At 46.0% G+C, this 16192-nt stretch carries 12 protein-coding genes and 1 riboswitch; of the genes, 8 read left to right on the top strand and 4 right to left on the bottom strand.

The window, feature by feature from the left end:
• The first annotated feature begins 229 nt into the window (after positions 1-229).
• A complete protein-coding gene (locus EXZ60_RS07645) occupies positions 230-484 on the top strand; it encodes a zinc ribbon domain-containing protein (RefSeq protein WP_019282103.1) in 255 nt (84 codons plus the stop codon).
• Between the two features lie 4 nt (positions 485-488).
• On the opposite strand, the gene xseA is transcribed toward EXZ60_RS07645, so the two are convergent.
• Positions 489-1820, bottom strand: coding sequence for an exodeoxyribonuclease VII large subunit (gene xseA / locus EXZ60_RS07640; protein ID WP_277435515.1), 1332 nt, complete (start codon positions 1818-1820; stop codon positions 489-491).
• A gap of 232 nt (positions 1821-2052) precedes the next feature.
• Between xseA and guaB the strand changes: the two genes are divergently transcribed.
• From guaB to EXZ60_RS07615, 5 genes are all read left to right on the top strand, one after another.
• Positions 2053-3516: an IMP dehydrogenase gene (gene guaB, locus EXZ60_RS07635; RefSeq protein ID WP_026028100.1), complete on the top strand. Its 1464-nt coding sequence runs from the start codon at positions 2053-2055 to the stop codon at positions 3514-3516.
• 81 nt (positions 3517-3597) lie between these two features.
• Positions 3598-5151 carry a glutamine-hydrolyzing GMP synthase gene (gene guaA / locus EXZ60_RS07630; protein WP_017044245.1) on the top strand — a complete coding sequence of 518 codons (1554 nt, stop codon included), beginning with the start codon at positions 3598-3600 and terminating at the stop codon, positions 5149-5151.
• A gap of 48 nt (positions 5152-5199) precedes the next feature.
• Positions 5200-5310: riboswitch (TPP riboswitch) on the top strand.
• A 99-nt stretch (positions 5311-5409) separates the two neighbouring features.
• Positions 5410-6267, top strand: coding sequence for a bifunctional hydroxymethylpyrimidine kinase/phosphomethylpyrimidine kinase (gene thiD / locus EXZ60_RS07625; RefSeq protein WP_094150320.1), 858 nt, complete (start codon positions 5410-5412; stop codon positions 6265-6267).
• Between the two features lie 280 nt (positions 6268-6547).
• On the top strand, positions 6548-8236 hold the full coding sequence (locus EXZ60_RS07620; RefSeq protein WP_094150322.1) for a chitinase: 1689 nt from the start codon (positions 6548-6550) through the stop codon (positions 8234-8236).
• 179 nt (positions 8237-8415) lie between these two features.
• Positions 8416-9024, top strand: coding sequence for an acetate uptake transporter (locus EXZ60_RS07615; protein ID WP_277435514.1), 609 nt, complete (start codon positions 8416-8418; stop codon positions 9022-9024).
• A gap of 92 nt (positions 9025-9116) precedes the next feature.
• Here EXZ60_RS07615 and EXZ60_RS07610 read toward each other — a convergent pair whose 3' ends face one another.
• The 3 genes from EXZ60_RS07610 to EXZ60_RS07600 form a co-directional block, all read right to left on the bottom strand.
• On the bottom strand, positions 9117-10661 hold the full coding sequence (locus tag EXZ60_RS07610; protein ID WP_277435513.1) for an alanine/glycine:cation symporter family protein: 1545 nt from the start codon (positions 10659-10661) through the stop codon (positions 9117-9119).
• Positions 10662-10959: 298 nt separating this feature from the next.
• The gene (locus EXZ60_RS07605) at positions 10960-12219 is read right to left on the bottom strand and encodes a D-amino acid dehydrogenase (RefSeq protein WP_258428382.1); all 1260 of its coding nucleotides are present in this window, start codon (positions 12217-12219) and stop codon (positions 10960-10962) included.
• A 177-nt stretch (positions 12220-12396) separates the two neighbouring features.
• Entirely contained in the window at positions 12397-13002 is a 606-nt protein-coding gene (locus EXZ60_RS07600; RefSeq protein WP_019282098.1) for a DedA family protein, read from the bottom strand.
• Positions 13003-13236: 234 nt separating this feature from the next.
• On the opposite strand from EXZ60_RS07600, the gene EXZ60_RS07595 reads away from it, so the two are divergent.
• Complete coding sequence (locus EXZ60_RS07595) at positions 13237-13557, top strand: DOPA 4,5-dioxygenase family protein (protein WP_017046265.1); 321 nt, start codon at positions 13237-13239, stop codon at positions 13555-13557.
• Positions 13558-13861: 304 nt separating this feature from the next.
• Positions 13862-16036, top strand: coding sequence for a catalase/peroxidase HPI (gene katG / locus EXZ60_RS07590; protein ID WP_194574718.1), 2175 nt, complete (start codon positions 13862-13864; stop codon positions 16034-16036).
• Positions 16037-16192 lie beyond the last annotated feature (156 nt).

Below are 16192 nucleotides of genomic sequence, written 5' to 3'. Positions count from 1 at the left end.
ATCAGGCTGAGATCTTTTATCGATCATAGCCTAATGTGTATGAGATGGTTGGTGAGCCTAAAGGTATTGTGATAGAGATCAAAGCTGAACTCTCGATAATCCGAGACCATACATGCCGTTTGATGAAGTGTCGGCTATCACATGCACGAACTATCTACGCAAACGAGCTATCTATTAAAACGAACGATATAAAACATCTACCAAAATCACACTATGTGAAAGATGTTATGTGAAAGACACAAAGAGAGATGGGATCAATATGCAGGAAAATCTTTGCCCTTGTTGCCAAAATCCACTGGCGTGGGATGGGCGTTACCATTGTACTCAGTGCAAACATCACTTTAACAAAATTGGTTTTTGCCCTGAGTGTGATTCTGAGCTGGAGAAATTGCAGGCGTGTGGCGCGGCAAACTTTTTCTGTAACTCATGCAATGAGCTCAAATCAAAATCTAAGATTCGATTTGAGTTTCAAGCACAGGATTAAGTGATTAATTGACGGTAGAGAAAACTTCGCCATCCGCCACTCGCGTAATCAATTGATCGCCAGTTTTTAGATCGCAAGCGCGGTGAATCACTTTGCCTGAGCTATCTCGCGTGATCGAATAGCCTCGTTTTAGTGTCGCTAATGGGCTTACTGCGTCAAGCTTCTCTGCGGCTAGCGTTAAACGGTGTGCTGTGCGCAGGAGCTTTTTCTCCATTACGTCCAGCAATCGTTGCTCGCTTTTGGCTAGTCGATGCTGCTGCTTCGCTAAGGTTTGTACGGGAGAATGCAACTGCAGTTGATGGTATTGCTGGCCAATGTGCTCGCGCTGAGTCGAAATATAGCGGTGTATCGCCCGCTGTAGGCGCATTTCTGTGTCATCAAGTTGCTGGCTTTGACGCTGCAAGCGATAAGTGGGGTGCTGTTTCTCTAGCGCGTGAACCAAAGCGCGTAAATGATGCGCTTGTTGACTGGTGTAATAGCGCATCGCACTTTGTAGCTTGTGCTGGTATGAGGCGAAAGCTTGTCGCTTATTACTGTTGTCTCGGCTGACTAATTCTGCAGCAGCGGAGGGGGTTGGGGCACGTACGTCAGCCACAAAATCAGCAATCGTCACATCGATTTCATGCCCGACGGCACTGATAATTGGGATCTGACTAGCGGCAATTGTGCGCGCTACGATCTCGTGGTTAAAACACCATAAGTCTTCTAAAGAACCGCCACCGCGACCCACAATCAATACGTCACACTCTTGCCTCGCATTTGCTCTACCAATTGCTTGAGCAATTTGAATGGCCGCTTGTTCGCCTTGAACCAGTGTAGGATAAATGATGACGGGCAAACTTGGATCGCGCCGCTTGAGCACATCAAGAATATCAAACAGGGCTGCGCCAGTTTTTGAAGTAATAACTCCGACGCATTGAGGATTTTCCGGCAAGGGGCGCTTATTGGATTGTGCAAACAGCCCTTCCGCGGCCAACTGCATCTTCAGCTTTTCAAACTCTTGCTGGAGACGACCATCCCCTTCGGGTTGCATACTCTCGATAATGACTTGGTAGTCACCTCTAGGTTCATAAAGAGAAAGACGCGCTTTAACAAGTACCTGCTGGCCATTTTTAGGTTTGAAGGTCACAAAGCGATTATTGCCTTTGAACATCGCACATTTTACCTGCGCGCGAGAATCTTTGAGTGAGAGATACCAATGGCCAGAAACCGGAGCGGAGAAGTTCGATATTTCACCAACGAGCCACACAATGCCCATTTCATTTTCAAGTAACAGGCGTACTTCAGCATTGAGACGGGAGACAGTGTAGATGTTTTCGTTGGTCAAAGAAGGCAAGGCTAATCCCCTAGACGAGGGTATGGAAATTAGCGGCAATATAATACATATCAAGGGTTGGAATGCAAATTAAAAATGAAAAAATGAGTGGTCAAGCGATTACCTCGGGCGTATAATCCGACCGCAATATCAAATCCAAATCGATTTATCCTGTTCATTGTGTATTAGGGCAAATCTTGAGACAACTTGGATTTACCTTTTATTCACTCCTCTTAATTGTGAGATATTGCAAATGCTAAGAATTGCCAAAGAAGCGCTGACATTCGATGATGTTCTTCTCGTACCAGCACACTCCACCGTTCTCCCAAACACAGCCGATCTCCATACTCAGCTGACCAAAAATATCGCACTGAACATTCCGATGATCTCAGCTTCTATGGATACAGTGACAGAGGCTCGCCTTGCGATCGCTCTTGCCCAAGAGGGTGGTATTGGTTTTATCCACAAAAATATGCCCATTGAAGAGCAGGCTGAACAAGTCCGTCTTGTCAAAATTTTTGAAGCGGGTGTAGTCACAGCGCCAGTAACAGTTCGCCCTGACGCAACCATTCAAGATGTGATTGCTTTGACAGAGAAACATGGTTTTGCCGGTTTCCCTGTGGTGAGCGATCACAATGAGCTTGTCGGTATCATCACCGGCCGCGATATTCGCTTTGTTACTGATTTAACAAAAAAAGTTGAAGCAGTCATGACACCAAAAGATCGCTTAGCCACAGTTAAAGAGGGCGCATCTCGTCAGGATGTACAAGAGCGCATGCACAAAGCGCGTGTTGAAAAAGTCTTGGTAGTGAATGATGAATTCAAACTGACTGGTATGATCACCGCGAAAGATTTCCATAAAGCAGAACGCAAACCGAATGCTTGTAAAGATGAACAAGGGCGTTTACGTGTTGGTGCGGCTGTTGGTGCCGGTGCTGGCAATGAAGAGCGCGTAAAAGCATTAGTGGAAGCGGGAGTGGATGTTCTACTGATTGACTCTTCTCATGGCCATTCAGAAGGTGTACTTAACCGTATTCGTGAAACGCGCGCCGCTTATCCTGATCTCGATATTATCGGCGGCAATGTTGCAACGGGTGCCGGTGCGAAAGCTCTAATTGACGCGGGCGTAAGCGCGGTCAAAGTCGGTATTGGCCCGGGTTCAATCTGTACAACGCGTATTGTAACGGGTGTTGGTGTTCCTCAAATTACGGCGATTTCTGATGCAGCTGAAGTGGCTGATCAATACGGTATTCCTGTGATTGCTGATGGCGGTATTCGTTTTTCTGGCGATATTTGTAAAGCGATTGCTGCTGGTGCATCTTGCGTGATGGTCGGCTCCATGTTTGCTGGTACTGAAGAAGCTCCGGGTGAAGTTATTTTGTTCCAAGGTCGTTCATATAAAGCTTACCGCGGTATGGGTTCGCTGGGTGCAATGTCTCAAGGCTCTTCTGATCGTTATTTCCAATCTGACAATGCAGCTGACAAGCTTGTACCTGAAGGGATCGAAGGCCGTATCGCTTATCGAGGCCGTCTAAAAGAGATCGTTCATCAACAAATGGGTGGTTTACGCTCAAGCATGGGCTTAACTGGCTCGGCCACTATCGAAGATCTGCGCACTAAAGCCGAGTTTGTTCGTATCTCTGGTGCAGGTATGAAAGAGTCACACGTGCACGACGTTCAAATTACCAAAGAAGCGCCAAACTACCGCTTGGGTTAATGACGAACCACGAATAGCTTGAAGCTTATGGGGAGCGCGATGCTCCCCATCCACTACATTAATGATTGAGATTGACCTTAAATGACTAAAGATATCCATGACCAACGTATTCTGATCTTAGATTTCGGCTCTCAGTACACACAACTGGTTGCCCGCCGTGTTCGCGAAATCGGTGTTTATTGTGAGCTGTGGAGCTGGGATGTTGAAGAAGCAGACATCCGTGAATTCAACCCAGATGGCATTATTCTTTCTGGTGGTCCTGAAAGTGTGACTGAAGCCAACTCTCCGCGTGCGCCACAATATGTGTTTGATTCTGGCGTACCTGTGTTTGGTGTTTGCTATGGCATGCAAACCATGGCTGAACAGTTGGGCGGAAAAGTGGCCAGTTCTGAGGAACGTGAATTTGGTTATGCAGCTGTACAGCTAATGGGTGAATCGGCCCTGTTTAGCGACCTTGAGCTAACGCAAGACGTTTGGATGAGCCACGGTGATAAAGTGGTGCAGATTCCAGCTGATTTTGTAAAAACAGCGCAAACGGAAACTTGTCCTTATGCGGCAATGGCGAACGAAGAGAAAAAATATTATGGCGTGCAGTTTCACCCAGAAGTGACGCACACCAAAAACGGTCTAAAAATGCTTGAGAATTTCGTTCTCAACGTTTGTGGTTGTGAGCGTCTATGGACGGCTGAGTCTATCATCGAAGATGCGGTTGCTCGTATTAAAGAGCAAGTCGGCGACGATGAAGTGATCCTTGGCCTATCGGGTGGTGTAGATTCGTCAGTTGTGGCGATGCTGGCTCACCGAGCGATTGGCGATAAATTAACCTGTGTGTTCGTTGATAACGGCCTATTGCGTCTGAATGAAGCTCAGCAAGTAATGGATATGTTTGGCAACAAATTTGGCTTAAACATCATTCATGTTAATGCAGAAGATCGTTTCCTCAACGCACTGCAAGGTGAGTCTGATCCGGAAGCGAAACGCAAAATTATTGGCCATGTGTTTGTTGATATCTTCGATGAAGAGTCAAAGAAATTGAAAAATGCAAAGTGGCTCGCGCAAGGCACGATTTACCCAGATGTGATTGAATCGGCCGCCTCTAAAACAGGCAAAGCGCATGTGATTAAATCTCACCATAACGTTGGCGGTTTGCCTGATGATATGGAAATGGGATTGGTTGAACCACTGCGTGAGCTTTTCAAAGATGAAGTACGCAAGATTGGCCTAGAGCTTGGTCTGCCTTACAACATGCTTTACCGCCATCCGTTCCCTGGTCCTGGCCTTGGCGTACGCGTGTTGGGCGAAGTGAAGAAAGAGTACTGTGATTTGCTGCGCCGCGCCGATGCTATTTTCATTGAAGAGCTGCATGCCGCTGATCTGTATAACAAAGTGTCACAAGCTTTCACGGTTTTCTTACCTGTTCGTTCAGTAGGCGTTATGGGTGATGGACGTAAATACGATTGGGTTGTATCACTACGCGCTGTGGAAACCATTGACTTTATGACAGCACATTGGGCGCACCTGCCTTATGAGTTCTTGGGTAAGGTTTCTAACCGTATCATCAATGAAGTGAATGGTATTTCTCGTGTGGTTTACGATATTTCAGGTAAGCCACCAGCAACGATTGAGTGGGAATAATCCTCCAAAAAAGCGTACTCCTTCGGTGAGTGCCCTGTTATGATTGCTGCGAAATAGTCGGGGAGCCGATGCAGATTCTGCATCGGCTGAGATCGAAATTCGAGACCCGTCGAACCTGATTCAGTTAATACTGACGTAGGGAACTATGAGCACTTTGTCACCAGCCGAATAACAACGGCTAACCTTTGTAAATTCGATTACCGAACTTTTCAAATCACGGTCAAAGTCAGTTCCTGTATGTCTGTCATAGGAGCGACCATGGCACACCCAATACAGAAACATACTCAAGAAACGACGCGATTAAACATACCCGTTGTACTTACTATCGCAGGGTCTGATAGCGGTGGAGGGGCAGGCATTCAAGCCGACATCAAAGCGATATCGGCAACCGGCAGTTTCGCGTGTTCCGTTATTACCGCCATTACTTCACAAAATACTCAAGGCGTTTCCGCCATTTTCCCTATTCCACTTGATCATATCGAAAGCCAGTTAGATGCCGTCTTTAGCGACTTGAAGATCGTGGCCGTTAAAATTGGCATGCTAGCCGATGCCAGTATCATCAAGATCGTTGCCAACAAAATGCAGCAATACCAACCCAAGAGCCTTGTGATAGACCCCGTGATGGTGGCGACCAGTGGTGATTTATTACTTGAGCAATCGGCAATCAGTACATTAAAAGAAATGTTGATCCCTTTGGCTGACATCATTACCCCCAATTTATTTGAGGGAGCAGTACTTACTGGCAAGCCGGTTCCTCAATCTGGAGTCGAAATGAGCGGTATGGTGGCTGATTTACGAGCGTTGGGTGCAAAGGCGGTGCTGCTAAAAGGTGGGCATTTAGAACAAGATGAAAACAGCAACGATCTTTTGATCATGCAATCTTCGTCAGAATTACTCAGTGCGAAGCGTTTTCCAACCCAAAATACCCATGGGACGGGTTGCACGCTCTCTTCTGCGATCGCTTCTTATCTTGCTCAAGGAAATAACCTGCACAAATCCGTGTATTTGGCTAAGCAGTACATATCGCAAGCCATTGGCTATGCCGATGAACTGGATGTTGGCCAAGGTCGCGGCCCAGTTCATCACTTTTTTACTGGCCACGCTCATGTGCGCTAAGCCATTGCCGGTGCGATGATGCTTGAGAAATTTGAGGCATTGGTTGTTCACTTAACCTGATGAAAAATAGATTGAACTCTAAAAGCCTCAAGCTTTTTTGAGGCTTTTTCATATTTATCGACTTGCCTTCAAAGGGCGATGTCGCCGTACGATAATTGGTTTACATCATGATGAAACCACTCGCATTTTGACATTTAATTAATAAGTTTCACTGTCAACAATGGCTCGGCTATCCATACTATTTTCACCGTACCCACTAAGCAAAAAATAAGGGATTGATATGTTGAAAACAAAGCATTTAGCCGTGCTGATTAGCAGTGTCTTAGCCGCAAACAGTTACGCGTTAAATATCTTACCTGACCCTGAAAATTCCGCGGGTTATATTGTCTCTAAAGTAGAGCTACAAGCGGCAGAAAAAGCCAAAACAGCGGATCCTATGTATGCCATCTGGTCGAAAGCACTAGAAACGCGTTCGAATGCGATTGTTGAAGCAATAGTACCGGGTTTAAGTTCTAACCCTGAAAACGTCAAGCGTGTTGAACGAGTTTTTCCACAGTACGAGTGGGATTTCTTAACTCAAATGGCGGCTCCCGAATACACCTACACACGCTTCTTACGGGCAATTGGCAAATTCCCCGCGTTTTGTGGCGAATATACGGATGGCCGAGATTCTGACGCAATTTGTAAAAAATCCATCGTGACGGCTTTTGCTCATTTCTCACAAGAAACGGGTGGTCACATTGCGAAAGACAACGTATCTGATAATCCGAATAGGCTTGAAGAATGGCAGCAAGCATTGGTTCATGTGCGTGAAATGGGTTGGTCTGAAGGGCAAAGTGGCTACACAACCGGTTGTGGCCAAAATGATTGGCAAAATGCTCGTTGGCCGTGCGCCGCTGGGCAAGGTTATTTTGGTCGAGGTGCGAAGCAGCTCTCTTACCATTTCAACTATGGCGCTTTTTCTGAAGTGATGTTTGATGGTGATGCCAAAGTACTACTCAATAACCCCGGGTTGGTAGCGGATTCTTGGTTGAATTTAGCTTCAGCGATTTGGTTTTTCTTAACACCTCAAGCACCGAAACCGGCAATGTTGCACGTAATTGACCGTACATGGACACCTTCGCAACGTGAAAGCGATGCCGGTATTGGCTATGGTTTTGGCACCACAATTAACGTTATCAATGGTGGCATTGAGTGCGGTGAGCAGAACAAAGATAAAGGTCAACCGGTTAATCGCATTCGCTACTGGGAAGGGTTAGCGGATCATTATCAAATACCGATTGAGTCAGATGAAAAGAATACCTGTTGGCAGCAAACGCCTTACGGTAGCTTAAATTTGAACGGTGCGATGGACGTGCTGTACACCAACTGGGATGGTAATTGGAAATATTACTCTGATCGCCCAGGTGGCTACTCGTTTGAATGTGAACTGGTTGGTTTCCAAACTGCGTATTCAGCCCTTGTTGCTGGTGATTACGAAAAATGTGTGACTAACTTTTATGGTTCACATTCTAGCTGGCCCCAAGTGCGTGTTGTGGATGCGATTGATCCCGGTACGCCACCAGAGCCGCCAGTGGATGGCATCGTCGGCTGGGAAGCGACAAAGGTATATAACACGGGCGATAAGGTGAGCTATAAAGGCGCTACTTATGAAGCTAAGTGGTGGTCACAAGGTAATGAACCCACTCAAGGTGATCCTTGGAAGCTTATTACAGGTGGCTCAACAGCGCCCACAACACCTGACCCTGTTGAGCCACCACCAGTGGTCAATGAGCCAGAACCGCCCGTCACGCCAGAGCCTACGCCACCAAGCAGTGATTTTTCAAGCTGGGTTGCAGGGGTTACTGTTGCAAAAAATGGCGATAAAATTACGCATAATGGAAAGTGTTTTATGGCTAAAAATAACCCCGGAGTATGGGAATCACCCACGCAAAGTAACTGGTTTTGGGATGAAATAAACTGTCAATAGAGAGTAACATTTAGCAAAAGGAGAGCAGCACGATCGAATTCGGTTGCTCTGCTCTCTTTTTGAACAATCAAGTGGTTAAATTTACAATCTTAGTTTTCGTTAACGTTCTTTCCATTTTGTGTGCTACTCCACTAAAATCCGCGCGTAATTTTTATCAACATTTTTTAAGGTACTCGCGAATGTCTACTAAATTGGCCAATCCAGCGCCGCTAGGCCTAATGGGTTTTGGCATGACGACTATCCTGCTTAATATCCATAACGCAGGCTTTTTCCCTATCGACTCTATGATTTTGGCGATGGGTATTTTCTACGGTGGTTTAAGTCAAGTCATCGTGGGTATCATGTGTTTTAAACGTGGTGACACTTTTGGTACCACAGCGTTTACCTCTTACGGCCTATTTTGGCTCACATTGGTTGGCCTGATTGTCATGCCATACATGGGACTACCAGCAAGCCCTGCTCACTTTATGGGTTGGTACTTAGCGTTGTGGGGCATTTTCACTGGTTTCATGTTTATCGGTTCATTGTGCTACCCACGCGCTAAACAAGTGGTATTCGGCTCACTGACCATTCTATTTGTTTTACTAGCTGCGCGTGATTTCACTGGTAGCGAGCTTATCGGCACGATTGCTGGCTTTGAAGGCATCTTCTGTGGCGCAAGTGCGATTTATTTTGCAATGGCTCAAGTTCTGAATAATGAATATGGCCGTGTTATTTTACCGATTGGTGAAAAGAAAGCGCAAAACGCTGTTGTCGAAAAGTTGACGACACAAGAAATCGCAGCCTAATACGGGTTGATGAAAAAGAAAAAGGGTTAGCGTTTGCTAACCCTTTTTACGTTTACCTTGAATGCTTTTTGCTGATGAGCTTAGCTAATCCGTTAGGATGATGGTTGTTCAACACCCACGGAGCTTTCTTCTACGGTTGGTTCTTGTCCCGTTTTGCGTTTATATTTTCCTTCCCAATATGTCGCATTCTTAATGCCGAGTTTTATTGGGTTGAAAAGATACTCATCGACACCTTGTTTTTGTTGTTCTTCATAATCTTTGAGTGCTGCAATAGCTGGTTTAGCCATAAAGAAGATGATCAAAATCCCGACTATGTTTAGCCACGCCATCAAACCCACGCCCACATCACCCATTGCCCAAGCAAGGTTCGCGGTTCTCACTGTGCCGTAGAATACCGTTGCGATGATCACTACTTTAAGAAGGAACATCAGGCCATCGACTTTAAAGGTGCGGCGAATGTAAGCAATATTCGTTTCAGCAATATAGTAGTATGCCAAAATCGTGGTAAAGGCGAAGAAGAACAGAGCAAACGCAACAAAAGGTTTACCCACGCCCGGTAGCGCGCTCTCAATCGCCATTTGGGTAAATACTGGGCCATTGGCACTAATATCCGCCGCGATGTTCTGTACTAAAAATGCACCTTCTGCGCCGCCGTGTACGTTATAAGCACCAGTGATCAGAATCATGAACGCGGTTGCGGAACAGACCAGCAGAGTATCAATGTATATAGAAAATGCTTGCACTAAACCTTGCTGCGCTGGGTGATCAACACTCGCGGCAGCCGCAGCGTGCGGTCCAGTACCTTGGCCTGCTTCGTTTGAGTAAACACCTCGTTTTACCCCCCAACCAATCGCAGCACCAATACCTGCCATTGGTGTGAACGCATCACCAATGATCATGGCAAAAATACGTGGTACTTCACTGATGTTAAGCAGGATGATAACAAACGCAGTAATGACATAGGCCAAAGCCATAAATGGCACCACGACCTGTGTGAAGTTAGCGATACGCTTAACACCACCAAAGATGATGAAAGCTAAAATAATTGACACTACGGTACCAGTAAAAATCTTAGCAAAAGTGAAGCTACCGATAGTGGTTTCAATGATTGGGCCAGCCCCAAAAGCCGCTTCTACGGCATTACCAATGCTGTTGGATTGCACGCCAGGTAAAAGCACACCACAAGCAAAGATGGTGGAAATGGCGAAGATCCATGCATACCATTTTTGTCCCATCGCTTTTTCGATGTAATAAGCGGGGCCACCACGGAATTCACCTTCATCTTCTTCTTTATAAATTTGTGCCAGAGTTGATTCAGCATAAGCAGTCGCGGCACCAAAAAAGGCCACTACCCACATCCAGAAAATAGCACCAGGGCCACCAAAACCAATTGCTGCGGCTACGCCTGCAATATTACCCGTACCGACGCGTCCCGAAAGTGAAACGGCCAAAGCTTGGAAAGAGGATATCCCTTTGGTTGAGCTTTTTCCGGAAAGAAGAAGTCGCCACATTTCAAAAAAGTGACGGACCTGAACGAATCGGGTCACAATTGAGTAGAATAAACCCGCACCAAGGCATAAATAAATTAGCGCCGGGCTCCAGATTATTCCATTCAGAAAATCAACAAATGACTGCATATGCATTTCCCTGTTTTAGTAGTTTTGGTGAGTGTTGTGTTTGCTTTGTGGGCAACATATTAATCTTTTTGTAACTTAGATGTTAATTTATTTGTCTGTGAATAATCGTTAGCGTGATGAGGAACACAAAATGCTAACGAAATGTTAAATAATAGGTGGGTTAATTAGAATTGGCTAAAATTTCAGCGCATATGGGTTGGTCACCCGAAAGGTTGGAAATTAAATCCTCTCGGGTGAATCATTATGCATAATAACTTTCTACTAAGGTTTAGCTAATAATAAGCATTTTCTATTGTAACTAGTTGATGAGGTAGCGAGAGAGATTCAACTCATGAATTGGTAAAGCACAAGTTTGCTCACTGACAATGTCGGCAAGAAGCTGCCCAGATCCGCAAGCCATCGTCCACCCTAAGGTTCCATGTCCGGTATTGGTGTAGAGGTTTTCAAATGGAGTGGAGCCTATAATCGGGGTCCCGTCAGGCGTCATTGGTCTAAAGCCTGTCCAGAATTCAGCTTGTGCTAAATCACCGCCTTGAGGAAAGAGATCGGTCACGACTTTTGCAATGGTTGCTTTGCGCGCATCAGGCAAGGCAGGATCAAACCCGGCTAACTCTGCCGTGCCCGCGACACGAATTCGATCCTCAAAACGAGTGATGGCCACTTTATATGTTTCGTCCATTACCGTTGAACGTGGGGACAATTCGGCGTCGACAATCGGCAGCGTTAGTGAGTACCCTTTCACTGGATAAACAGGAATGGAGATACCCAATGTCGCCAGTAAAGCGGTAGAGTAACTGCCGAGTGCGACGACATATTTGTCTGCTTTCAGCTCACCTTTATCGGTTTGGATAGCGGTGATCTTTTTGCCTTCAGTGGTTAATGTTTTGATTTGTGTATCAAACAGAAATTGCACCCCACGGCTTTTCGCGAGCTCTGTTAATTGTTGGCAAAACAGATAGCAGTCCCCGGTTTCATCGTCGGGGAGGTACAAACCACCTCGCAATTTATCGCGTACAAGAGCAAGCCCCGGCTCTTGCTTAATGCACCCATCGACATCAAGAAGCTGATAACGAATCCCACTTTGCTCGAGTAGTTTGATGTCCTTTTGTATCGCTTGTAGCTGTTTTTCGCTGCGAAATACTTGCAACGTTCCAAGCCGACGGCCTTGATATTGCAGGTTATGTTGCTGATTCAGGTCAGCCAAACAAACGCGGCTGTAATTGGCAATCGCCAGCATTCTGGCTTTATTGATGTTGTAACGATCCTGTTGGCAGTTCAATAACATTTTACCCATCCACGCCAACAGCTGTGGGTCGATAGACGGTTTTATTTTCAACGGTGCATGCTCTTCAAACAGCCACTTTAATGCTTTTTGTGGGATGCCGGGTGCAGCCCAAGGGGAAGAGTAGCCGTAAGATATTTGCCCTGCGTTAGCAAAACTGGTCTCTTTTGCACCTTGTGATTGGCGATCCACCACCGTTACTCGGTGGCCCGCTTGTGATAAATACCATGCGCTGGTTAGCCCGATGACGCCGCTACCTAAGACGATCACGTCCATGTTGTCTCCTTAAATCATCCTAGTGTGTTCTTTTAGCACATTCAGAGTTGGTGTAAATGTTCACATAATGGCAACATCAAACATCAAATTGAGTGGAAACACAATCACTAGCCCCTGCACTTATTTTTTTATGTGGTGATGACAGAAGGGGGAAATGAAGTCAGAGACAGGTCGCTATCAGCGCTGAGTGTGTCTATGTTTCAATACTGCATAAATCATAACGATAAAAGTGATAGCGGCCATTGCCCAGATCCAATAGCGGTAAGCAGAATAAAAGTGGCTGATTTGGTGAAGATGTTCAAATGCAAAATGGGTGAGTAAACCAAAGACCGCGACCCAAACTGTGGTGGCAAGCACGTTACCCAGTAAAAATACTCTGATGGGCATTTTCGCCACTCCGCAGGCTAATGGCATGAATTGTTTCATCCCCTCAACAAAGCGACTGATGATTAAGCAAATCGGGCCGTATTTTTGAATAGCGCTTTGCAGTTTTTGAAATTTAGCCCCTGAAATATAGCCTTTTTTATCCAACCAACCCTCAAAATAATAGCCGAGCAGATAGCCGCAACTATTACCAATAAAGCAGCTTAGCCACGATACAATCATAACAAGAGAGAAATTCATTACGCCATTGGATGACAAAATGGACGCGGCAATCATGAGCGATTGGCCGGGCATCGGAATGCCAATCCCTTCGAAAAAGATGCTGATGATCAGTGCTAGGTAGCCGTACTGTTCCAATAACGGCTGCATTGAAAGGAGCAGTTGATTGATAGGTTGCAAAGCGGGTATCCACCATCGAAAGTTTGAGGTTATTTAATACGCTGGTTCTTCGTTTGAATCAACGTCATCCTGTGATAATGCCTATTTTTTGGCTCTTAAAATAGAATATGTTGCGGTAAGTACCTTCAAAGCGGTTAGTACCTTCAAATTAGCTGAAAATCATCAGCAAATTTGTTGTGGTTTCTATGCTCTTTTGGCGTAGTACACTGCTTAAAAATCAAGAGGAGTTATTTTATGTTTCATGCCCATGTTTATTTTGATCTCGCAGAGCAAGCGAAAGCACAACGCGTACAACAAAAAATTGCCCAACAACGACATGATGTACAAGCCATGTTTGGCTTAGTACCAAGGCTTGTTGGCCCGCACTTAAAGCCGATGTTTGAAGTACACCTTGCTGACAATAGCCACGGATTTATTGAGTGGCTAGATGAACATCGGGAAGGTCTTAGCGTGTTGATCCATCCGGTTTCTGGAGACGATAGGTATGACCATTCTGAGGGACAAGTTCTGTGGTTAGGAGAGACTTTAGGGGTGAACTTAGCCGTATTGCGTTAGAGGATGCCTATCAAATTAATAGCCACAGTGAATTAGTGTTTAATGCTCATCTTGTCTAGTCTGTACAGAACGCAGCAGAAACAATAATCGTGGCAAGGTTTTGAAGAAAAAGGTTTTTCGAACAAGTCGTGACCGCAGGCTCATCACCTCTCGTTGTTATTGTATATACATGATGTTGTTATAAGTTTTGTTGCATTTGAATTTAATACAGTGAATGTTCAGCCAATATCGACCGTGCTGAGTGTTTTTAGAATAAATCAAGCACACTTAAATAGCCGCAGTAATGCGAAGCAAGGAGAACGCAATGGAGAATAAAGGTATGAATTCGGGCGGTAAATGCCCTGTCATGCACGGCGGAGTAACTTCTGCTGAACTATCCAACATGGATTGGTGGCCAAAAGCACTGAATCTTGACATTCTTCACCAGCACGACGTGAAAACCAACCCAATGGGTGCGGATTTTAATTACCGCGATGCGCTAAAAACATTGGATATTGATGCCTTGAAAAAAGATCTCAAAGCACTAATGACCGATAGCCAAGAGTGGTGGCCTGCCGACTGGGGGCATTACGGCGGTTTGATGATCCGCATGGCATGGCATTCTGCAGGTACTTATCGAATTGCAGATGGTCGCGGTGGCGCGGGCACTGGCAACCAGCGTTTTGCTCCGCTTAACTCGTGGCCCGATAACGCTAACTTAGATAAAGCACGTCGCTTATTGTGGCCAATCAAGCAGAAATATGGCAACAAAATCAGTTGGGCGGATCTAATGATCTTGGCGGGTAATATGGCTTATGAATCCATGGGGCTTAAAACCTTTGGTTTCGCTTTTGGTCGTGAAGATATTTGGCACCCAGAAAAAGACACTTATTGGGGCTCAGAAAAAGAGTGGCTAGCGCCAAGTGGCGGAGAAAATAGCCGTTATTCCGGTCAGCGCGATCTAGAAAACCCGCTTGCTGCCGTGATGATGGGCCTGATTTATGTAAACCCTGAAGGCGTTGACGGTAATCCAGACCCGCTTAAAACTGCACATGACATGCGCGTCACTTTTGAGCGCATGGCAATGAATGATGAAGAAACCGTGGCGCTGACAGCGGGCGGGCATACGGTGGGTAAAGCGCATGGTAATGGTAGCGCTGCAAACTTAGGGCCAGATCCTGAAGGGGCGGACTTGCACGAACAAGGCTTGGGTTGGAATAACCACACCAGCCGCGGTATTGGCCGTAATACCGTCACCAGTGGTATTGAAGGTGCATGGACTACGCACCCAACCCAGTGGGATAACGGCTTCTTCCACCTGCTATTTACTTACGAATGGCAACTAACGAAGAGCCCTTCTGGCGCGTGGCAGTGGGAGCCAATCAACATCAAAGAGGAAGATAAACCGGTTGATGTGGAAGACCCAAGCATTCGTTATAACCCTATGATGACCGATGCCGATATGGCGCTGAAGATGGATCCTGAATATCGCAAGATCTCAGAGCGTTTCTACAAAGACCCAGCGTATTTCTCTGAAGTGTTTGCGCGAGCTTGGTTTAAGCTTACTCACCGTGATATGGGGCCTAAAGCGCGTTACTTTGGCCCTGATGTTCCGGCAGAAGATCTCATTTGGCAAGATCCCATCCCCGCAGGTCGTAAAGATTATGATGTGGATGCAGTAAAAGCAAAAATAGCGGCCAGCGGCTTAAGCATCAGTGAGATGGTCAGCACCGCATGGGATAGTGCTCGTACTTTCCGTGGTTCCGATAAACGTGGTGGCGCTAACGGCGCGCGCATTCGCTTGGCTCCTCAAAAAGATTGGCAAGGTAATGAGCCAGAAAGACTCAGCAAAGTGTTGGCTGTTCTGGATAAAATTGCTGCTGATGCGGGTATTAGCATCGCCGATACCATTGTTTTGGCGGGTAACGTCGGTGTTGAACAAGCGGCCAAAGCGGCAGGCGTTAATATTACTGTGCCTTTTACTACCGGACGTGGTGATGCAACGCTTGAACAAACGGATGTGGAATCGTTTGATGTGCTTGAGCCACTGGCGGATGGTTTCCGTAACTGGCAAAAGAAACATTACGTGGTTAACCCAGAAGAGATGCTGTTAGATAAAGCGCAACTATTGCGCCTGACCGCCCCAGAAATGACCGTATTGATTGGTGGATTGCGAGTGCTCGGTACAAACTATGGCGGCAGTCAACATGGTGTATTGACAGACCGTGTTGGGGCGTTGACTAACGATTTCTTCGTTAACCTCACCGACATGAATTACACTTGGAAGCCAACAGGCCGTAACTCTTACGATATGGTTGAGCGTAAGAGCGGTAAAACAAAATGGACAGCGACTCGTGTTGATCTGGTGTTTGGCTCAAACTCCATTTTGCGCTCATACGCTGAAATTTACGCGCAGGACGATAACAAAGAGAAGTTCGTCAAAGACTTTGTCGCTGCTTGGACCAAAGTCATGAACGCCGATCGCTTCGACGTGTTGTAAACCCTCTTCACTCAGTAATCTTGATATTAAGGCCCTCTTAGCGAGGGCCTTGTGGTGTCTCGGTTTTCTCTCTAAACGGCTTGTTTATAAAAGAGACTAGTCCCCAAAAAACGAGTGTTTCTAAAAACAGACGGAACCTAAAAACAGATGGTATCT

The sequence above is a fragment of the Vibrio sp. 1151_11 genome (assembly GCF_029478525.1).
Classification (GTDB): domain Bacteria; phylum Pseudomonadota; class Gammaproteobacteria; order Enterobacterales; family Vibrionaceae; genus Vibrio; species Vibrio anguillarum.
The sequence above is the reverse complement of the archived record's forward strand: the minus strand, read 5'-3'. Positions and strand labels throughout refer to the sequence as shown.

Coding starts and splice junctions, on each gene's coding strand:
- guaB (WP_026028100.1), top strand. CDS start 2,053: ATGCTAAGAATTGCCAAAGAAGCGCTGACATTCGATGATGTTCTTCTC.
- guaA (WP_017044245.1), top strand. CDS start 3,598: ATGACTAAAGATATCCATGACCAACGTATTCTGATCTTAGATTTCGGC.
- thiD (WP_094150320.1), top strand. CDS start 5,410: ATGGCACACCCAATACAGAAACATACTCAAGAAACGACGCGATTAAAC.
- EXZ60_RS07620 (WP_094150322.1), top strand. CDS start 6,548: ATGTTGAAAACAAAGCATTTAGCCGTGCTGATTAGCAGTGTCTTAGCC.
- EXZ60_RS07615 (WP_277435514.1), top strand. CDS start 8,416: ATGTCTACTAAATTGGCCAATCCAGCGCCGCTAGGCCTAATGGGTTTT.
- EXZ60_RS07610 (WP_277435513.1), bottom strand. CDS start 10,661: ATGCAGTCATTTGTTGATTTTCTGAATGGAATAATCTGGAGCCCGGCG.
- EXZ60_RS07605 (WP_258428382.1), bottom strand. CDS start 12,219: ATGGACGTGATCGTCTTAGGTAGCGGCGTCATCGGGCTAACCAGCGCA.
- EXZ60_RS07595 (WP_017046265.1), top strand. CDS start 13,237: ATGTTTCATGCCCATGTTTATTTTGATCTCGCAGAGCAAGCGAAAGCA.
- katG (WP_194574718.1), top strand. CDS start 13,862: ATGGAGAATAAAGGTATGAATTCGGGCGGTAAATGCCCTGTCATGCAC.